24 protein-coding genes are annotated in these 19,652 nt (G+C 40.4%); 9 read left to right on the top strand and 15 right to left on the bottom strand.

Translation table 11 applies throughout. The features are described from left to right. Positions 1 to 60: 60 nt before the first annotated feature. On the bottom strand, positions 61 to 1,101 hold the full coding sequence (locus IQ264_RS08050; protein WP_193980240.1) for an agmatinase family protein: 1,041 nt from the start codon (positions 1,099 to 1,101) through the stop codon (positions 61 to 63). Between the two features lie 374 nt (positions 1,102 to 1,475). Between IQ264_RS08050 and IQ264_RS08045 the strand changes: the two genes are divergently transcribed. The 5 genes from IQ264_RS08045 to IQ264_RS08025 all read left to right on the top strand — a co-directional run bounded on the left by IQ264_RS08045 (position 1,476) and on the right by IQ264_RS08025 (position 4,502). Then, positions 1,476 to 2,678 carry a CapA family protein gene (locus tag IQ264_RS08045; RefSeq protein ID WP_193980239.1) on the top strand — a complete coding sequence of 401 codons (1,203 nt, stop codon included), beginning with the start codon at positions 1,476 to 1,478 and terminating at the stop codon, positions 2,676 to 2,678. Between the two features lie 32 nt (positions 2,679 to 2,710). Next, positions 2,711 to 3,427 (top strand): Uma2 family endonuclease, encoded by a 717-nt coding sequence (locus tag IQ264_RS08040; RefSeq protein ID WP_193980238.1) that lies wholly within the window; start codon positions 2,711 to 2,713, stop codon positions 3,425 to 3,427. 14 nt (positions 3,428 to 3,441) lie between these two features. Beyond that, positions 3,442 to 3,780, top strand: a complete 339-nt coding sequence (locus IQ264_RS08035; protein ID WP_193980237.1) for a XisI protein — start codon at positions 3,442 to 3,444, stop codon at positions 3,778 to 3,780. A 201-nt stretch (positions 3,781 to 3,981) separates the two neighbouring features. Beyond that, positions 3,982 to 4,311, top strand: a complete 330-nt coding sequence (locus tag IQ264_RS08030) for a hypothetical protein (RefSeq protein ID WP_228061361.1) — start codon at positions 3,982 to 3,984, stop codon at positions 4,309 to 4,311. Continuing rightward, on the top strand, positions 4,311 to 4,502 hold the full coding sequence (locus IQ264_RS08025) for a hypothetical protein (RefSeq protein ID WP_193980236.1): 192 nt from the start codon (positions 4,311 to 4,313) through the stop codon (positions 4,500 to 4,502). Before IQ264_RS08030 ends, IQ264_RS08025 begins: the two co-directional genes overlap by 1 nt. Positions 4,503 to 4,543: 41 nt before the next feature. Here the strand turns inward: IQ264_RS08025 and IQ264_RS08020 are convergent, their stop codons facing one another. From IQ264_RS08020 to IQ264_RS08010, 3 genes are all read right to left on the bottom strand, one after another. Then, on the bottom strand, positions 4,544 to 4,927 hold the full coding sequence (locus IQ264_RS08020; RefSeq protein ID WP_193980235.1) for a toxin-antitoxin system TumE family protein: 384 nt from the start codon (positions 4,925 to 4,927) through the stop codon (positions 4,544 to 4,546). Beyond that, a complete protein-coding gene (locus tag IQ264_RS08015) occupies positions 4,917 to 5,207 on the bottom strand; it encodes a hypothetical protein (RefSeq protein ID WP_193980234.1) in 291 nt (96 codons plus the stop codon). The genes IQ264_RS08020 and IQ264_RS08015 overlap by 11 nt, the downstream gene beginning before the upstream one ends. Before the next feature lie 174 nt (positions 5,208 to 5,381). Then, positions 5,382 to 5,978, bottom strand: a complete 597-nt coding sequence (locus IQ264_RS08010) for a YbhB/YbcL family Raf kinase inhibitor-like protein (protein ID WP_193980233.1) — start codon at positions 5,976 to 5,978, stop codon at positions 5,382 to 5,384. Between the two features lie 80 nt (positions 5,979 to 6,058). Here IQ264_RS08010 and IQ264_RS08005 point away from each other — a divergent pair, with 80 nt between their 5' ends. Continuing rightward, positions 6,059 to 6,424, top strand: a complete 366-nt coding sequence (locus IQ264_RS08005) for a hypothetical protein (protein WP_193980232.1) — start codon at positions 6,059 to 6,061, stop codon at positions 6,422 to 6,424. Positions 6,425 to 6,533: 109 nt separating this feature from the next. On the opposite strand, the gene metH is transcribed toward IQ264_RS08005, so the two are convergent. Continuing rightward, entirely contained in the window at positions 6,534 to 10,091 is a 3,558-nt protein-coding gene (gene metH, locus IQ264_RS08000) for a methionine synthase (protein WP_193980231.1), read from the bottom strand. A gap of 84 nt (positions 10,092 to 10,175) precedes the next feature. Between metH and IQ264_RS32815 the strand changes: the two genes are divergently transcribed. Beyond that, positions 10,176 to 10,463, top strand: coding sequence for a hypothetical protein (locus IQ264_RS32815; protein ID WP_228061360.1), 288 nt, complete (start codon positions 10,176 to 10,178; stop codon positions 10,461 to 10,463). Between the two features lie 434 nt (positions 10,464 to 10,897). Here the strand turns inward: IQ264_RS32815 and IQ264_RS07990 are convergent, their stop codons facing one another. From IQ264_RS07990 to IQ264_RS07950, 9 genes are all read right to left on the bottom strand, one after another. Continuing rightward, on the bottom strand, positions 10,898 to 11,539 hold the full coding sequence (locus IQ264_RS07990; RefSeq protein ID WP_193980230.1) for a Uma2 family endonuclease: 642 nt from the start codon (positions 11,537 to 11,539) through the stop codon (positions 10,898 to 10,900). 69 nt (positions 11,540 to 11,608) lie between these two features. Next, positions 11,609 to 12,118 (bottom strand): type II toxin-antitoxin system YhaV family toxin, encoded by a 510-nt coding sequence (locus IQ264_RS07985; protein ID WP_193980229.1) that lies wholly within the window; start codon positions 12,116 to 12,118, stop codon positions 11,609 to 11,611. Next, a complete protein-coding gene (locus IQ264_RS07980) occupies positions 12,115 to 12,438 on the bottom strand; it encodes a hypothetical protein (protein WP_193980228.1) in 324 nt (107 codons plus the stop codon). The genes IQ264_RS07985 and IQ264_RS07980 overlap by 4 nt, the downstream gene beginning before the upstream one ends. A gap of 260 nt (positions 12,439 to 12,698) precedes the next feature. After that, positions 12,699 to 13,685, bottom strand: coding sequence for a malate dehydrogenase (gene mdh / locus IQ264_RS07975; RefSeq protein ID WP_193980227.1), 987 nt, complete (start codon positions 13,683 to 13,685; stop codon positions 12,699 to 12,701). Next, positions 13,682 to 13,897, bottom strand: a complete 216-nt coding sequence (locus IQ264_RS07970; RefSeq protein ID WP_193980226.1) for an NAD(P)H-quinone oxidoreductase subunit O — start codon at positions 13,895 to 13,897, stop codon at positions 13,682 to 13,684. The genes mdh and IQ264_RS07970 overlap by 4 nt, the downstream gene beginning before the upstream one ends. Before the next feature lie 158 nt (positions 13,898 to 14,055). Then, positions 14,056 to 14,892 (bottom strand): DNA-formamidopyrimidine glycosylase, encoded by an 837-nt coding sequence (locus IQ264_RS07965; protein WP_193980225.1) that lies wholly within the window; start codon positions 14,890 to 14,892, stop codon positions 14,056 to 14,058. 3 nt (positions 14,893 to 14,895) lie between these two features. Then, positions 14,896 to 15,255, bottom strand: a complete 360-nt coding sequence (locus IQ264_RS07960) for a photosystem I reaction center subunit IV (RefSeq protein WP_193980224.1) — start codon at positions 15,253 to 15,255, stop codon at positions 14,896 to 14,898. A 382-nt stretch (positions 15,256 to 15,637) separates the two neighbouring features. Further along, positions 15,638 to 15,853: a photosystem I reaction center subunit IV gene (locus IQ264_RS07955; protein WP_193980223.1), complete on the bottom strand. Its 216-nt coding sequence runs from the start codon at positions 15,851 to 15,853 to the stop codon at positions 15,638 to 15,640. 288 nt (positions 15,854 to 16,141) lie between these two features. Then, positions 16,142 to 16,414: a helix-turn-helix domain-containing protein gene (locus IQ264_RS07950; protein ID WP_193980222.1), complete on the bottom strand. Its 273-nt coding sequence runs from the start codon at positions 16,412 to 16,414 to the stop codon at positions 16,142 to 16,144. A 109-nt stretch (positions 16,415 to 16,523) separates the two neighbouring features. On the opposite strand from IQ264_RS07950, the gene IQ264_RS07945 reads away from it, so the two are divergent. Together IQ264_RS07945 and cynS are read left to right on the top strand one after the other, a co-directional pair. Beyond that, positions 16,524 to 17,495, top strand: coding sequence for a carbohydrate kinase family protein (locus tag IQ264_RS07945; RefSeq protein WP_193980221.1), 972 nt, complete (start codon positions 16,524 to 16,526; stop codon positions 17,493 to 17,495). 105 nt (positions 17,496 to 17,600) lie between these two features. Further along, the gene (gene cynS / locus IQ264_RS07940) at positions 17,601 to 18,038 is read left to right on the top strand and encodes a cyanase (RefSeq protein WP_193980220.1); all 438 of its coding nucleotides are present in this window, start codon (positions 17,601 to 17,603) and stop codon (positions 18,036 to 18,038) included. A 209-nt stretch (positions 18,039 to 18,247) separates the two neighbouring features. On the opposite strand, the gene IQ264_RS07935 is transcribed toward cynS, so the two are convergent. Continuing rightward, complete coding sequence (locus tag IQ264_RS07935; RefSeq protein ID WP_193980219.1) at positions 18,248 to 19,570, bottom strand: 3-isopropylmalate dehydratase large subunit; 1,323 nt, start codon at positions 19,568 to 19,570, stop codon at positions 18,248 to 18,250. Positions 19,571 to 19,652 lie beyond the last annotated feature (82 nt).

The following is a 19,652-nucleotide window of genomic DNA, read 5'->3' as shown; positions in this document are numbered from 1 at the left end:
TAAAAATCAGGTCTGTTGTACCCACTTCAGTGGGAAAAGCGCTCAAGCGCAACAACAAACCTAAGTTAAACTCATCAAATTACACAACTTATAAACTGTTCTTGCACCAACATTGGCATCCCATTCATCATCACCAACTTCCACAACATCAAAACCAATAATTTCTCTACCACTATGCACAACTTCTCGGAATAAACAAAAAGCTTGTTCTAATTCCAAACCTCCTGGAACCGGAGTTCCCGTATGCGGACAAAGTTTAGGATCTAAACCATCCACATCAAAACTAATGTAAACTTGTTGCGGTAATTCTGCCACAATTTGTTTACACAAATCTAACCAAGTCACCCCAGCATAAAGCTTTTGTTTCAACATCGGATCGTAGTACGCCGAAACTCTTCCTTCCGACTGCTTAATCAAATTAACTTCACCCTGAGAAATATCCCGAATTCCTACCTGAACTAACTTAGAAATTTGCGGAATTTGCAAAGCATTAAACATAATCGAAGCATGGGAAAATTCAAATCCTTCATAAGCATCACGCAAATCTGAATGAGCATCAATATGCAAAATTCCAAAATTAGGATAAAGTTCCGCCAAGGCTTGCATATATCCTAAAGGTACACTATGATCGCCCCCAATCACAGCGACTTTTTTCCCCAGATTCATCGCCGTTTTTGCTTGCTCAAATAGCCATTGATTAAGTGCTTGAGACTCACGGTTAATCTCTTCCAGAATTTCTTTTATTTCTGGCTCATCTTCCACAAGTTTACCTTGTTCTAAATGCTCAATAATTATGGTGGCTTTCTGTCTTAAATCATCGCTTTTTTGCTGGATATCGGCAGAAATTTCTGCCATAAAAATCCCTTGTTCCCAGCCATCTGAATTATCAAAATCAAAAAGATCCAATTGGCGAGAAGCTGCTAAAATTCTTTTTGGTCCTGCGGCTGTTCCGAAACCATAAGAAACCGTAACTTCCCAAGGAACACCAAACACAATAATATTAGCAGATTCATAATCAAAAGGAAGCCCTAACAAATTGCCGTTATCAACACCAATTCCATTAGGATCAAAGTTTTGCAGAATTTCTTCTCTAGTAGCCATCGGGTAATTCCTAAAATTTTCAGGTAGTTTAGCAGGAAGTGTCTCCATTAATGTTAATGTGACAACACCTGTTTATTTAACGCAAAGTTTTGGTTATAAGATCCCCCATTATCCCCCTTAATAAGGGGGACTTTGAATCGAGATCTAGTTCCCCCCTTAATAAGAGGGACTTTGAATCGAGATCTAGTTCCCCCCTTAATAAGGGGGACTTTGAATCGAGATCCAGTTCCCCCCTTAATAAGGGGGACTTTGAATCGAGATCCAGTTCCCCCCTTGGTAAGGGGGGTTAGGGGGGATCTAACCTAGATTTTGCAACTAACAACTTAAGTTATTTAACAAACAAGTACACCGCATTTATGATAGCGATAAAAGGTATGAAATTTACTCCTTCACTATTGATATTTTTCCTTTTGGTATTGATATCTGGTTGTAATCAAAATCAGAAGACAACGGCGGAAACTCTCCAATTAACACAGCTGGAAACTTCTCCGAAACCAACGCCAGTTAAATCTTATACCAAGGAAGCAAAACTAGTTGCGGTTGGCGATTTGCTAATGCACATGAGTTTAACTCGTTCTGGTTATATTCCCGAACAGAAAACCTATAATTTTGATGGGTTTTTCACTGAAGTTAAGCCAATTATTTCTAGCGCGGATTGGGCGATCGCAAATGTAGAAACAACATTAGCAGGCGCAGAAATGGGTTACTCAGGCTATCCGTTATTTAATGCTCCACCGCAATTAGTAGATGCTGCCAAAAAAGCCGGATTTAATGTTTTAACAACTTCCAACAATCATTCGTTAGATAAAGGCGAAAAAGGAGTAATTAACACTATTAATAATATTCGTTTTCGTGGAGTTGTGTCAACAGGTACAGCCAGGACAGCCAAAGAAGCAGCGCAAATTTTAATGGTAAAGAAAAATGACATTAATATGGCAATTTTAGCCTATACTTATGGGACAAATGGTATTCCTATTCCTCAAGGTAAAACTTATTTAGTATCACTAATCGACGAAGGGAAAATTATTAATGATATCGCTAGAGCCAGAAAACAGGGAGCCGATTTAGTGACAGTTTCCTTACATTTTGGCAATGAATATCAACGCCAACCTGATGCAGCACAAAAACAATTAGTAGAAAGCTTAATAAAAGCAGGTGCAGATATCATTCTTGGTAGTCATCCCCATGTTGTTCAACCTTACCAAGTTTTTAGAGTTAAAGGGAAAGATGGAAAATTAAAAACTAGAGCGGTGATTTATTCGATGGGTAATTTTGTGGGTAATCAAAATGGAAAATACCGAAATTTGGGAGTCATTTTTGCAGTTAAAGTTCGCAAGACTTTTCCGCAGAAAACTGTAGAAATTGTTCAGGTGGAGGCTTTACCAACTGCGATCGACAAATACACACTAAACAATAAACTCAATTTTCGCGTTTTACCCCTCAGCGCAACCTTATCTCGCAAAGAAGTTCCATTTTTATCACCTCAAGAACGCTTAGTTTTAAAAGATCAACTGTTTGAAATGAAGAGTCATGTCAAATCAATCGGAGAGTACAAAACAATTAATACAGTAAAATAGAACCAACCCGCCAAATTCGCCAATCAGCAATTATGGTACAACAACTACCATCTGACACCACACCCGCCATTATCTACCCCGAAAGTGATGGACAACCAATGGCAGATAATACCAAACAATTTCGCTGGATTGTCACAATTAAGGAAAATTTAGAACTCTTATTTGCCGAAGATGCTAACGTCTTTGTTGCCGGAGATTTGCTGTGGTATCCTGTTGAAGGAGATAACAAAACTCGCCAAGCTCCTGATACAATGGTTGTGTTTGGTAGACCAAAAGGAGACAGAGGTTCTTACAAACAATGGGAAGAAGATAACATTGCTCCACAGGTAGTTTTTGAGATTTTATCTCCGGGAAATCGTCTCAAAGCAATGGCTCAGAAATTGAAGTTTTACGAACGATATGGGGTAGAGGAATACTATGTTTTTGAACCTGATGATGTGGAGTTGATTGGGTGGGTGCGTTCTGGAAATGAATTAGAATTAATTGACGAAATCAATGGTTGGATTAGTCCTCGTTTAGGAGTGAGATTTCAAGTTACAACTGATAATTTGGAAATTTTTGCGCCTTCAGGAGAGAGGTTTTTAACTTTTGTAGAATTGGGACAATTGAAGGAACAAGAAAAGCAACGTGCACAACAGGAAAAACAGCGTGCTGATGAAGCAGAGAGACAGTTGGAAGAGGAAAGATTGAAATATCAAGCTTTGCAGGAGTTGTTGAGAGAGAGGGGGATTAATTTAGAGGAGTTGTGAGGGAGAGGGTGCGAATGGATAGATTAAAGCATCATCGTCAAATCATTCAAGAAGTTTTAGCTGAATATCATCAACTCAATGAAAAATCTGGTTCTACAACTGAAAGTGTTTTAGCCTTTGATGAGGTACACGATCAGTATCTTTTGCTATTGATGGGGTGGCACAAAGATGAACGGATTAAGAGTGTGATGATTCATCTCCGTTTGAAAGATAACAAAATTTGGATTGAGGAAGATTGGACAGAGGATGGGGTGGCGACAGATTTGTTACAGAAAGGGATTGGACGAGAGGAGATTGTTTTAGCTTTTCATCCACCTCATGTCAGACAATATACTGAATTTGCGATCGCGTAGCGACTCCATTTTTCAAACTACTAAGCAGAGGTAATTATTCAGCAGGGTTTTAATGTCAGTTCCAATGACTACGATTGGCTAGGAACGGGAGTATACTTTTTCCAAGATGCACCTGTACGCGCTTGGGAATGGGCAAATCAGCAACATCCGACAAATCCGGCTGTAATTCGTTCTACAATTCGCTTAGAAGACTGTATCGATTTGCTGGACATTGAATGGTTTCCCATCATCAGGGAAGCTTATACTGTATTTGTGGAGGAGTTCAGACAAGCAAATAGACCTTTACCTCGGCAAAATCCTGAAAGATCCAAAGCGCATAGATTAGACTGTGCTTACTTCAACTATCTAGTTGAACAAATCTTAAATCCACAAGCAGAAAGTATTCGTGTGATTAGAGGTGTTTTCGTGGAAGGTGAGCGTATTTTTCCTAATTCTGCTGTTTTCGATCGCGCTCATATCCAAATATCCGTCAGAGATATATCTCTGATTGAGGAGTCTTATTTGATAGATTCAGAAGGAGAACTTTTATAATGGTAAATCCAAAAAAAGCGGCTGAACTGATTCGTAAACATTTTGCAGAAATTACCACTGAGCAGTTCCTTGAAAATTTGAAGCGATCTTCGCCAGAATTATTTGAGGAAGATAATGAAAATTCTGAAAACTTGCCTACTGAGGTAAAAGAATCAAATAATGAAATGGCAGAAGAATCGGCAAAGGCATAAAATTTAGAAAGGGTAAGTAGTGGTTATTGTAGGGAGTATAATTATCCCAACAATCCCGCAATCTCATCCAAGACATCTGCCAACATAGGCGTATTTGACGAGATTACATTATCTTCACTACCATCATGTTTATGATGGGGATAATTTGGCAGATTCAATTTTTTGTGATGCCTGGTATTGTCATAGCGAAAAATCATATCTTTCGAGGGATTTTCGTAATGATATGAGTACATTTCCCGATCGATAATTGTTTTCACATCAACAAATTCACGTAGGTAAAGAACCGAATCATCCGAAAATTTTAATTCTCCCCGAATGAAGCCTCTATAAATACTTCGACTTTCATAATTGACATTGCTTAATTGCACTACCAAGCAGGCTGCAATAATGTTGCGAACTTCCTGAAAATATTCCTCAATTAACAAACTCAATTCCTCTCAATGTATCTAAATCTTTTTGTAGTCCTTTCAACATCAAAGATTCCCCAATCCACTCATCTATTTCAAGAGTTTCCTGAATTTGATCATTTTCATACTGAAACAAAAACTCTTCTGTAGACATTTGATATTTGCCTTCAAATTCGTTAATGCGTTCTTCAGTACGTCGAATTCCATCTTTAAGCGACGCAATTCTTTGTGACAGCGCTTCCTCTATGAATTGCTTTAACGAGTCTGGATACTCGCAAATAATCTTTAGTTCTGCCATCTTACTTTCTCATTATTGCTCTGTTTTTCTATTATACATAACTGTTAATCAAGCATCAAAAACAATCTGCAAGCAGATAATTCTCAGTTCTGCCATCTGACTTTCTCCATAATTATTAGCACCTTAAAAAAGGTGCTTTTTGATTACTATCTTACTCAACAACCGCAGAAAAAATTACCTTTGACGCGAATAAAAACCGATTAATTCTGCTGCTGCCAAAATATGACCATTCATCGCTGCTTCCAATTGTTCTTTAGTCGCACCTGATGCTAATTCCAAAGTGCGATCGAGAGCGTACAATTTGAAAAAATAACGGTGCGTACCGCTAGGCGGACAAGGGCCACCATAACCCAATTTACCGAAATCACTTTTCCCCTGAGTACCTCCATCTGCTAGCGTTGCATCACCGGGAATTGCTTCTGGTAAACTAGTAATTTCCGGGGGTAAATCGTAAAGCACCCAATGAACAAAAGTTTTCATTGGTGCATCTGGATCGTCAACAATTAAAGCTAAACTTTGTGTTCCTGTCGGTGGTGCATCCCATTTCAATGGAGGCGAAAAATCTCGACCATCGCAAGTATATTTAGATGGAATCATACTGTTAGCGGAAAAAGCATCACTTTCAAGTTTCATAGTTTTCACCTTTGGTGGTAATTGACTATTAGTTGAAGGATTATTGATAGGGCTGCAACTTGCTAGGGAAAGTCCTACTAATCCAAGTAAATTAATACTGTGTTGTAGGAAGATTCGACGTGCGATCGGAGTAGACATAAATATTTTCTCATTATATGGGTAGAAGTGCTAAAATTACGCTAGCATTTCAAACTACAATATAAAGTTATAGGAGAATTATGATGGAACTAGACAAAATTATCAAAAAACTTACAGGGTTGTATTTAGGTTCTGCGATCGTAGCGGTAGTCGTCGCAATCTTAACTCTGGGAGAAACTTTTGTCATACTTCTTGGCATAGGTATGTTCGGTTTAGTAACTCTTTTAGGAGATGCGATCGCAGAATATGGTGTTGACGCGGTACTTATTGCCATCTACACAGAACGTAGCAAAAAAGAATCTGTGGAATCTCTTCTCAAGGAAATAGACGGTTTATTGATTACAGAACCTCTAAAGTTGAAAGTAAAAAATCATCTAACCGCAAACAATACGATAAATAATGCTGCAACTGAAGATCAAGTTAGAACAGTTATAATCGAGCATTAATATCGAATACAAAAACATAATACTACAAATACAAATAGTATCTTTAATTCAAAATTTTGTAGAGACGTTATATATAACGTCTCTACAGATTGCGATTTCAACTAGCTAATTAAGCAGTGAAGTATTTCGCAACCGGATGATAAGTAATAATCGCAGTCGTAGACTGTTCAGGATAAAGCTGTTCACTCTCATCCATAAACAGTTTGATTCGTTCAGTTCCTAACAACTCCAACTGCTTATATTGATCCTGAATATTTGGACAAGCAGGATAACCAAAACTGTAACGAGAACCGCGATATCTTTGCGCCAAAATATCACGAATATTATCCGGTTCTTCCCCTACAAAACCTAACTCCCGGCGAATTCTGGCGTGTACCCATTCCGCCAAAGCTTCCGCAGTTTGCACCGCCAAACCATGAAAATACAAATAATCAGTATATTGATTATCTGCAAATAACTTCTGTGCAAACTCCGTCGCAATATTCCCCACAGTTACCGCCTGCATCGGAAACACATCAACCTTCCCACCTTCCACAGGCGCAAAGAAATCAGCAATACACAAACGCCGCCCAGATTTCTGCCGAGGAAAATCAAACTTCGCTATCTCTTTCTTCGTGTCCTTCGTGTCTTCGTGGTTCAAATTCTCCCAATCATAAATATGCAAAGAATTCCCCTCACTTTGACAAGGGAAATAACCATAAATCAGCTGTGGATGCAACAAATTCTCCTCAACAACTCGCTGCTTCCAATGTTCTAAAATCGGGTAAACTTTTTCAGCCAAAAACTGGTCATATTCTTCCCGTGACTGATCCTTTGGTTTGCGGAATTGCCATTGCCCAGCAATCAAAGCTTGCAAATCCAAATACCCAAAAACCTCTTCTATTGGAATCTCTTCCGACAGCAAAAGTTGCGTACCCCAAAAAGGCGGAATCGGACGTTCAATATCAACAGCAACCGCCTCAGAACGCCTAGTATCAACCTCTTTTCGTTCCTCAGATCCAACCTTACCATTAGACTTAGCAGACTTCTCTTCCATCTGCGTTAATCTGCGTGCATCTGCGGTTTCTAACTCATCCAAAAACCCCTTCAAATCATCCCAATTCCCCGCAACTTTCGCAGGCATTAACTTATCCATAAAATGCAAATCTGCAAAGGCATCTTTGCCGTAAATCACCTTACCTTTGTAAGTATTCTGACAATCTTCATGGACAAACTTCGGAGTTAACGCCGCACCACCTAAAATTACCGGAACGGTGATTCCTCGTTCGTTGAAAACCTCCAAATTCTCCTTCATAAAAGCAGTAGATTTCACCAGCAAACCACTCATGGCAATGCAATCAGCTTTATGTTCTTGGAAAGCTTCAATGATGTTATCAACTGGTTGCTTAATTCCCAAATTCACCACTTTGTAACCGTTATTAGAAAGGATGATATCAACCAAGTTTTTCCCAATATCGTGAACATCACCTTTCACAGTGGCAATTACCACAGTTCCCTTAGAATTATTGCCAGATTCTTGCTTTTCCATCATTGGTTCTAAGTAAGCAACTGCTGCTTTCATTGTTTCCGCAGATTGCAAAACGAAAGGTAATTGCATTTGTCCAGAACCAAATAAATCGCCAACAACTTTCATGCCATCTAATAAGAAAGTATTGATGATTTCTAAGGGTTTATATTGTTCTAATGCTTTGGCTAAAGCATCCTCTAACCCAATACGTTCGCCGTCGATGATGTGACGTTTCAAACGTTCTTCAATGGGGAGATTGGCATCCTCAGATCGATCGCGCTTAGTAGTCTTCCCTTCAAACAGCTTAGTTAACACCGCCAAAGGATCGTAAACACAAATATCACCATCAAATTCCCGTTCATCGTAAATCAATTTCTGGCAAACTTCTTGATGTTCCGGTTCAATTTTTGCCAAGGGTAAAATCTTGCTGGCGCTAACAATTGCCGCATCCATTCCCACCGCCATCGCTTCATGCAAAAACATGGAATTGAGGACAATTCTCGCCGCCGGATTTAAACCGAAAGAAACATTAGAAACCCCTAATAAAATATGACAACCGGGTAATTCTTCCCGAATGCGCCGAATAGATTCAATTGTCGCTTTACCATTTGCCCGATCTTCTTCAATCCCGGTAGAAATGGGCAATGCTAAAGTGTCGAAAAAGATCTCTTCTGGTGGGATACCATATTCTACAGCTTGACGATAAGCACGTTGAGCAATTTGGAATTTCTTATCAGCAGTTCGCGCCATTCCTTCTTCATCAATTGTTCCAATTACTACTCCCGCACCATACTTTTTCGCTAACTCTAAAACCTTAAAGAAACGTTCTTCGCCATCTTCATAGTTAGTCGAATTAAGTATACATTTACCCCCGGCAACTTTCAGCCCCGCTTCCATTTTTTCCCATTCGGTCGAATCCAACATCAAAGGCAAAGTCACATTTGTTACCAGCCTTGATGCCAATTCCCGCATATCCCGCACACCGTCCCGACCAACATAATCGACGTTGACATCGAGGACGTGCGCCCCTTCCTTGACTTGAGCTTTCGCCAAAGCGACCAACCCATCCCAATCTTCAGCGTTTAGCAAGTCACGGCATTTCTTAGAACCGCTAGCATTGAGGCGTTCGCCAACAATCAAAAATGAGTTATCTTGCTCGTAAGGCTGTGCAGTATAAATTGATGCTGCTGAGTGTTCGTAATTAAAATCACGTTCCTTTGGTTGCAGAGATTTACCAATTTCTGCCAACTGTGCAATGTGTTCGGGACGAGTACCGCAACAACCGCCAATTACTTGCACACCCCAATCTTCGACAAACTTCATCAACGCCATGCGTAGTTCGATCGGCGTAAGTTTATAATGTGCATGACCGCCGACATTTTCCGGCAACCCGGCGTTGGGAATGCAAGAAACCACGAAGGGCGAACTTTGGCAAAGATATTTGATATGTTCTGCCATGCGATCGGGCCCAGTTGCACAATTTAGACCGAGAATATCGATCGGGTAAGGTTGCAAAATTGTCAAAACTGCGCTGATATCAGAACCTACCAGCATAGTTCCCGTAGTTTCCATTGTCACCGAAACCATGATCGGACGGCGATCGCCTTTTTTGCGAAACACCTCTTCAATGCCATTCAACGCCGCCTTAATTTGCAGCACATCTTGACAAGTTTCCACAATGAACAAGTCAACGCCACCATCAAAAAGCCCTTCTGCCTGTTCGACAAAAGCGTTTTTCAATGTGTCAAAATCAATATGTCCCAATGTTGGTAACTTAGTTCCGGGACCCATTGAACCTGCAACAAAACGAGGTTTTTCTGGAGTAGAAAATTCATTGGCGACACTTTTAGCAAGTTCAGCAGCAGTTTTGTTGAGATAGTACGCTTTATCCGCCAAATCATATTCCGCCAATACGACAGAAGTTCCGCCAAAAGTATCAGTTTCAATCACATCCGCGCCAGCAGCGAGAAAGTCAGCGTGTACTTTCGCAACTGCTTCCGGTTTAGTGTGGACTAAATACTCATTACATCCCTCATATTCTGGCCCTCCAAAGTCGGCGGCGGTGAGGTTTTGCGTTTGTAAGTTGGTTCCCATTGCGCCATCGAAAACGATGACAGGACGATCGGGACTGTGAAGACGTTGGAGGAAAGAACTACTCATAATATAAACTAAGAGGTTTGCCAGAACAGGATATAAAGCTTAATCTATTTTGCAAAATTAGTGAGTACAGGAGCAATAGCAAAAATGAATGTGCAAACAATTGTAGATGCAAATTTTCCCCAACCGCAAGTCGCCTCACCCCCCACCATTGTTATGAACGGTGTGAGATGGGAAACTTTTAAAGCATTAATGGCAGATGTGGGAGATGGGAGAGCTTGGAGAATAGCTTACGATAAAGGAGTGTTAGAAAATAATATTGGGCGAATGGAATTCGCATCTATAAAAACCAAGTCCGCCTGCGCGGACTCAAGAGTTTTAACCCGCGTAGGCGGGTTTTGTTTGTATAGCCGCGAATTCCATTCAGAAAGCTGATCTATAAGCTCATGCAAATATTCTTTATCGAAATTTTGAAATTGAGTAACTCCGAGAGTAACCAAACCGCCCAATATAGCAGGAATACTCCAATTTGCTAAACCTTTTATTACCTTTTTCATCAATTACTCTAATTTCCATGATATTTATATAAAAGAAATATATTTTATTTTCAAATATATTGCTAGGCATATTATAATATAAAAAATTCTGCAATCGCACTTTCCAAAATATTAAAGTTACGAGAGCGATCGCAAAGTTGTAAAATAAACTTAATTACCATTAACAGTGGCGATCAATTATGGCTCAAAAACCAAGAGAAAGACGATCGCATTCTATAATTCTAAAGCTACTCTTAAACAATTTTCTCAACTACTGAGAGGATAAACAGATTGTAACTCATTGGCGTTCTTATTCTATTTTTGCGATCGAATTTATAATTGCTGAAATTGTGCTAATAACCAAGCACCAACCTGTGCTTGATTTTCTTCGCGACTGCGCTGTAAAGCTTCCTCTAACAAAGAAATGGGTAATCCCGGTAAAATTTCCGATCGAGTAATCCGTCTACTACCATTATTGGCGATAATCGCAAAAGCAATAATTTGGGCATTTTGAACGTCTACTACCCAGTATTCAGCCACTTCTAATTCTTCGTAAAGTAAACGTTTTTGACCTAAATCATCAGCTAAACTTGTATCAGCAATTTCAATTACTAAATCTGGCGATGGAACGTTATCTAAATTAACTACGGTGCTTCCAGTTGGTGCTAATTGCGATCGCTCTGCCACATAATAAGATATATCTGGTTGTGCTTCTCTGACACCTGTTTTTTGGTAGCTACAATTATCTAGTCCGTTGACAGCGATCGCTTTGGCAATGCAGAATAGACTAACTGCCAAAAAAATAATTCCATGATCTTTGGCGTGATTTGGCCCAACTCCCATTGTTTCAATCCTCATTTTTCCATTATGGTAGTAGCATTTGGCTTTTTGATAAGCAGGATTTTCAGAAGTTTGGATGAATTCATCCCAACTTGTTACTACCCAGGTGTCAGTTTGTAATTTAGTGGTAATCATTGCTTACCTCTTGAATAAGATTTTAGGGCGATACGTGCTAATTCACTATTATGATAAAAAAAACACTTCCTATTTGTTATCCCCAATCTCGTCTTTTCCACCCTCATCTGTCGCCTCTATTATCCCATTTCCTATTTCACATTGCTCAATTAATTCCTGCATACTTGCCGGAAACGTGCCATTCAAAACCATCTTTTGAAAAACCGCATAACAATCATTTTTATCTCCCTCTTTCCGGGGATAACCTAACCATAAGATAACTATTTCTTTTTGTTCTTCCTGTTGGTATACTCTAAAAAACAGTCGATACCTGTTTGGTAGACCCATCCCTTTCAGACGACTATATCTCCGCAGGTCATCTTTAAGGGCGAAACGAAGAGAAAAAGGATCTGAAGGAATATGTTCTAAATATCCCTGCCTAACTGCTAAAAATAGCTTAACTTGTGGATGCGATCGATATTCTTTTTCATCCGATAATCGATCTTTGATTTTCTTAACATTATTAACTAGATCCAATCTTTGCTTGCTGAATAAAGGGTGGAAGCGGATATTCCACCCATGCGAAATTAGATGAGTCATGGGTCTAATGTAACTCCCTCTAAAAGAGCATCTTCTTCCGCTTTCATCTCCTCTGTATAAGGCACAAGAATAGAAGGATCTTTAATCACATCTGCCATCAGCGCATCTAGGAATAGTCGCAGCATTTTGGGGTCTTCTTCTTCTTCATTATCTTCATCTTCAGACACTAACCTTACTAGTAGAGTGTTGTCAGATAACACCTCAATTTTCACGCTGGCATTATCCCATTGTGGATGATCTTTATAGAATGAATCCGGTACTGGTATACCTCGCAAAGAAGCAGTTTCGTTGGCATTTACAGAATAAATTTTGGCTGTCATAATTTATGTTTCCTTCCTGCTAATACATCATACTTTAGCAAATTAAAAGATTACTGATCGCTGAGTATATTTTAATCTATGCTTTTAGGTTCTGGTTCAATTTGTGCGATCGCATCAGTAGGGACACGGCATCATAAATATATTGGTTTAGAGTGAGATTTTAATGATGCCGTATCCCTACAGGATAATTGAAGAAATGACAAACAAAAAAGAGCGATATTTCGATCGCTCTTTCCAAAAAAATCATCAACAAAAACCGATTAATTAACCTTAGCTACAGCAGCTAACATCTCCTTCGCGTGGTGAACATTTTGGCGCACAGATTCCGCTGAAATATGCAAAGCGGAAAGTTCTGCTTCTGTGAGATTCAACTCCACAATACTTTCCACACCCGCACATCCCAAACGGCAAGGAACGCCAATATAAATGTCTTTTAAACCATATTCACCTTGCAGATAAGCGCAAGCAGGAACTACACGCGACTGGTTATACAAAATTGACTCTACCATTAAAGCAGTAGCAGAAGCCGGAGCAAAATAAGCACCTCCAGTTCGCATTAATTCCACAATTTCTCCGCCGCCGTTGCGAGTTCTTTTAATTAACCGTTCAATGGTTTCTGACTCCATGATTTCGGTAATTGGCACGCCACTAACGGTAGAATAGCGAGGTAAAGGAACCATTAAATCCCCGTGTCCTCCTAATACCGTTGTGGTAATATCAGTAATGGCAACTCCTAATTCCATTGCGATAAAAGTTTGGAATCTGGCTGAATCTAAAACTCCCGCCATTCCCATTACTTTATTACTAGGAAGTCCACTAGCTTGCCATGCCAAATAAGTCATCACATCTAGGGGATTGGTGATTACAATCAAAATGGCATTGGGGGAATGTGCGATCGATCTTTGCACCGCTTCCACGACAATTTGAGCATTAGTTCGCATCAAATCATCGCGAGTCATCCCAGGCTTGCGTGGAAGTCCCGCAGTAATCACCACAATATCGGAATTTGCCGTATCTGCGTAATCATTCGTGCCAATAATTCGACAGTCGTGCTGTTCAATTCCCCTCGCCTGGGTTAAATCTAAAGCAATACCTTGAGGCATCCCTGCCACTATATCCAGCAACACCACATCCGCTAAATTTTTCTCGGCAATGCGCTGCGCCAGAGTACTACCAACTTTACCCGCACCAATAATGCTGACACGAGTAGAAGCGCAAAGAGGCAGGGAGGAAGTAAAATTAATCATTTTGTAGATTCTAGCTGATCTAAACGCAGCCAGATATTAGGGGTGGGTACGTGCCCGAATTTCACTAGAGCATAATCGCCCCGTAAATCTACTACTTCCCCTTTAGTGTTAAACATATAGTTGGGAAAGCGCGTATCACTAGCTTTCGCTTCGAGGCTATTCTCCAGTTTTTCCCGGACTGCGTGGACTAAATCACCTTTTTTGATTGCCATAATGTTGCTCGCTTTGTCTCTCAATCTCTTATATAAAGAATTATCAACTATTGCGAGCATCTGTCACAAGTTATGGGAAGTATTTTGGATTTTAGATTTTGGATTGAGAAGTGATAATTGTTTTACCAATTACCCACTACCCACTACCCACTACCACTTTAACTTTGACATTCCGGGCAAAAATGAGCCGATCGTCCCGCTAATTTTATTCTTCCCAAAACACTGCCACAAATTTTACATGGTTCACCATTTCGGTTATAAACCCAAGCTACCCCACCATAGTTTCCGTTGATCCCCTGTACGTTGAGGAAATTACTAAAAGTTGTCCCACCCGCCTCAATACTCGTTTGCAAAACTTGAATTATCGCCTCCCGCAACCGAGTAATTTGCTCTTTACTCAAAGCTGTACACAAAGTCGTGGGGCTAATTTTACTTAAAAACAAAGCTTCATCGGCGTAAATATTCCCAACACCAGCGATTAACTCTTGATCTAATAAGGCAGTTTTAATCGCTCGTCGGCGATTTTTCAGCTTTTCTACTAAATACTCTACAGAAAATTCTGGGGAAAAGGGATCGGGCCCTAGTTTTTTCACCCCGGAAATTATGCTTTCTGGAGTTTCGGTTGCTGGTATCCACCACATTTTCCCGAAAGTCCGCTGATCTACAAAACGTAATTCCTGATTTTGGGCAAAAAAGAGTCTGACTCTGGTATGTTTCTGCAAAGGTTCATCTTGCGACAACCATAATAATTGCCCAGTCATTCGCAGATGAACACCTAACCAACCAGAACCCGGACTTAATTGAGCTAGTAAATATTTGCCCTTGCGGTGCCATTGAATAATTTTACTGCCTTTAAGTCCGGCTAAGAAATCATTAATTGAGAGGGGATGAGCGATCGTCCTCGCCAATAACACATCTCCCCCCTCGATTTGCTGATTTTGGGTCAATTCATTTAGACCCCTTCGTACTGTTTCTACTTCCGGCAGTTCTGGCACAATTTAACGTTTTTCTGTTCCTTGATTTCCGCCGCCTTCTACCAGAGGATCGCCACTTCCTGATTCTTGTTCAGCAGTACGCTTACCACTAGTAGGAACAGCAACACTGGTTTTCCGTTTGCTTTCATCAACCGGAGTTGAGTAAGCCGCTGATTTCGATTTAGCTGCTGAGCCTGAAGCTGCCTCCAATTCGCTTTCAGCAAAATTGTTAGTGTTCACCCCTGCATAATTAGGGCGCTCAAAGCGAACAATCACAGGATATTTTATCCCACTTTGATCCACAGTAGCAACCGTACCAACATCTTGAAACCAGTAAGATTCCTTTCTTAAGATTCTGACTGTATCGCCACGTTTAATAGCCATGAAACTTTTTCCTTTAACACAATCTATATTCAAACTTACTGGCTGAGTATTTAGAGACAATAGTACCTAAAGGTAGAGCTAACTTTCATACTGAAGATAGATCTTCTAATTAGGATTAAATTTTAAGATTAAGTTACATTTAGGGCGGCTGTAAAACTCTGACTTTGGTCTTTATTGCCAAAGAGGATTTGCTTTTGATTGCTTAATTAAGGCATAGAAAAGCGAAGAGGGTAGAATTGCATTAATTACTAATACATTCTGCCCTCTCATAGCTCATTATCGAGTCAATTCGGACAGACTCTATTAACTGATTTTTAGTTTAGGTAGTCAGGTGTCCCAAGCCAAACTGACCAACTAAAAATTCTCTGTTGCTGCTGGTGACTCAGCTAACTACCTCTAGTTCGCTTTCGGCAAAGTTATTGGTGTTAACACCGCCAGAGTTGCCGCTAAAGCCGTTGTAGTTAACTTTTTCAAAGCGAACGATCACTGGAAATTTGATCCCACTTTGGTCAACGGAAGCAACTGTCCCAACATCTTGATACCAATAGGACTCTTGACGGAGAACTCGTACCTTAGATCCACGTTTAATCGACGACATATTTGTGTTTTCCCTTTCGAGATAATGCAAATGATTGCTCAATTGCTTTTCAGAGTACTACTCTAGAGGTACTTCCTGTAAGTCACCTAACTTTAAGTTTTGTTAATTATCTGCCTAGTCGAGAGCGATCGAAATCGGCAGAATTTCCGCAATCAGGGGGATTGCGGGTAAGGTCTGCGATCGCTAAATTGTCTAAATTGTAAAGAATGTCGCTTGAAAAGGCAGAAGGAAAGGGGAATCAGCTGTTAGCTATTCCCCTTTCCCGTTCCCTGTTCCCTTTCTTAGTGTTTAAATAGCTTCATCCCCTGGTGGTGGCAAAACGCAACAGTTGACTTCATCAATGCAAACTTTACCCCACTGCAAAGCCCAACGTACCAGTGCTACCCGGTTTTCGGTTTTGGTCTTTTCGAGAATGTTGCTAATGTGATTATCTACGGTGCGCTTGCTGATTTGCAGCTTTTCGGCTATTTTCTCATTAGTTAAGCCATCGGCTACTAACCCAATGATTTGTAATTCTCTTTCGGACAGAGACGCATCAGTTCCAGATACCGGACTAGTCATAATGGATTCCTATACCCTGTAAATCTACCTATGACAATTTTAGAATACTCTACGATTCGCTTTTTTTGCCTTGGTTATCGATCGTTAGAAGTTTAGGGAAAATATCGCTATGAGTAATACTCAAGTTCTTTGTATTGGTGAAGTGTTATTTGATTGTTTAGCAGATCAACCGGGAAAATCGCTTCCAGAAGTGGAGTCTTGGACTGCTTACCCAGGAGGTGCGCCAGCAAATGTAGCTTGTGCTTTAGTAAAATTGGGAACATCTGCGGGTTTTATTGGTTGTCTGGGTGAAGATGAACCGGGAAATTCTTTAGTTAAACTGTTTCAAGAAATTGGTGTGGATGTAACGGGAATTCAACGTCATCCCAAAGCACCAACGAGACAAGTTTATGTGTTACGATCGCATTCTGGCGATCGCCAATTTGCAGGTTTCGGAAATTTAGACACGGGAGATTTCGCTGATACTCGGTTAAATGTTTCTCAGTTACCAGAAACACTCTTTCAGGATGTGAGTTTTTTGGTTTCGGGAACTTTAGAGTTAGCTTATCCCAGAAGTCGGGAGGCGATCGAAAAAGCCGTCCAACTGGCAAAGCAAAACAATGTTAAAGTGTTGGTAGATGTGAATTGGCGACCAGTTTTTTGGCCTAACCCAGACCTTGCGCCCGGTGTAATTTTAAAGTTTTTACAGCAAGCTGATTTCGTGAAACTTTCCGACGAAGAAGCAGAATGGTTATTTAATACTACTGATCCTAGTGCGATCGCAAAACAACTACCACATTTACAAGGTGTTTTAGTAACTGCTGGCGAAGCAGGTTGTAGTTATTATCTAGCCAACAATTCCGACAAAATCCCCGCTTTTTCCGTCAAAGTCGTAGATACAACTGGCGCAGGAGATAGCTTCGTTGCCGGATTCATTCATCAATTATGTCAACAGGGAACCGAAGCTTTAACTAATGCCGACACAGCAAAAAATATGGTAATCTACGCTAGTGCGGTTGGTGCAATAACGACCATGAAAGCTGGTGCGATCGCTGCTCAACCCACACCAGAAGAAGTAGAAGAATTTCTCAGCGTACATTAGTTTCTTCTCTTTCTCTTTCCTTCGTGTCCTTCGTGTCTAATTCGCTATCGCGAATCGCTGCGCTAACGTGGTTCAAAAAATCTTTAATCTTGAGGAGTGTTGTTAATGATTCCAGAAATTACCCGAAAACTATTAGCTGCCAAAAAAGCCAACGGCATCAGTTTTGCCGATTTAGAAAAGGTCTTAGGTAGAGATGAAGTTTGGATAGCAGCGGTAATTTACCGTCAAGCAAGTGCTTCCGAAGAAGAAGCAAAAAAACTAATTGATGCTTTAGGACTTGACGAAATTTATGTGCAAGAATTAACAGAACCTTCTGTTAAAGGTTTAGGGCCTGTAGTTCCCACCGATCCTTTAATTTACCGTTTTTATGAAATAATGCAATCTTATGGAATGCCAATTAAAGAGATAATTCATGAAAAGTTTGGTGATGGGATTATGAGTGCGATCGACTTTACCTTAGATGTGGAAAAGGAAGAAGATCCAAAAGGCGATCGAGTAAAAGTTATTATGAATGGTAAATTCTTACCTTATAAAAAGTGGTAATAAAGATTTCTTGCAAAAGTCTGAATCTTGGATTTTTTAACCACAAATGTCCACAGATAAACACAAATGGGATTGCTGACTTTTGCAAGAGGTTACTGTTTTTTTGAACCGCAGAGGCGCAGAGGACACAGAGGAAGAAATGGAGGATTTCACTAATTAGAATTTTCTGTAATTCCTACGTTCTACCTTCTGTCTTCTGCTTTGTTCAACTAACTCAAAAATTCACGAGGATCGGTAACATATCCTGTGAGGGCGGAAGCTGCTGCGGTGAAAGGAGAAGCTAAGTAAATTTGTGCTTCTTTATTACCCATTCTTCCGGGGAAGTTACGATTAGTTGTCGAAACGCAAATTTCCGGTTCATTTACACGCCCAAAGGTATCTTTTGGCCCACCTAAACAAGCAGCGCAAGAAGGTGCAGCTGGTTCAATACAACCCGCTTCTAAGAAGATTTCCGAAAGTGTTTGTCCGTCATGTTTTTGAGTGAACAAATCTTCGTAAACTTTCTGAGTTGCTGGTACTAAATAGGTGGGAACTTTGACTTTGTGACCTTTAATAATTTTGGCAGCATTGACAAAATCAGAAGTTTTTCCACCTGTGCAAGAACCGATGTAAACTCGGTTGATTTTAACATCGCTGCATTCTCTTGCTAAGGCGCGGTTATCGGGAGAGTGAGGTTTGGCGACGACGGGTTCTAATTTGCTGACATCATAATGATGTTGGCTGTAGAATTTTGCGTCGGCATCGGTGTAAACTGCTTCAAAGGGTTTGTTGGTCCGATCGCGCAAATACTCAAAAGTAGTTTCATCTGCGGCAACTGTACCATTTTTGCCGCCAGCTTCGATCGCCATATTGCACATTGTCATTCTTTCTTCCATTGACATTGCTGCAATGGTACTGCCAGCAAATTCCATTGTGCGATAATTGGCACCAGCAACGGAAATATCACCAATAATTTGTAAAATTAGGTCTTTCGCCAATAAGTATGGTGGCAGTTCTCCATCTAAAACAAATCTCATCGTCGCTGGGACTTTAATCAAAAGTTTACCAGTTCCCATAATGAAAGCGGCATCGGTGTTACCAATACCTGTGGCAAATTGACCAAAAGCGCCAGCATTACAGGTGTGGGAGTCTGTACCAAAGAGCACTTCGCCGGGACGAGTGTGCCCTTCTTGGGCTAAGGCGACGTGGCAAACTCCTTTATAATCTGGGTTAGCTTTGAAGTCAGAGCGATCGGTAATGTCGTAAAAGTATTTAATCGCTTGTTCTTTGGCAAAGTCCCGCAAAATGTCCACGTTCCGGTTGGCGCGTTCGTCGGCGGTAAAGATATAGTGATCGGGAATTAGGACGATTTTTTCTTTGTCCCAAACTTTGGCATCTGCACCAAATTCCCGCTTAAAAACGCCGATCGTTCCCGGCCCACAAACATCATGAGTCATTAATACATCTACGTCAACCCAGATGTTTTCCCCTGGTTCTACTACCGATCGACCAGCGGCGCGTGCCAAAATTTTCTCAGTTAGGGTCATCCCCATAGTTATGTTCTCCTGCAAATTGCTGCTACTTGCGCTTTTCTCTTATTAACTATGCTATCTATTCGTTCTGCTGTATTGGCTT

This window comes from [Phormidium] sp. LEGE 05292 (assembly GCF_015207735.1).
GTDB lineage: Bacteria > Cyanobacteriota > Cyanobacteriia > Cyanobacteriales > Aerosakkonemataceae > Floridanema.
Note: the sequence above shows the minus strand (reverse complement) of the source record. Positions and strands in the feature narration are given on the sequence as shown.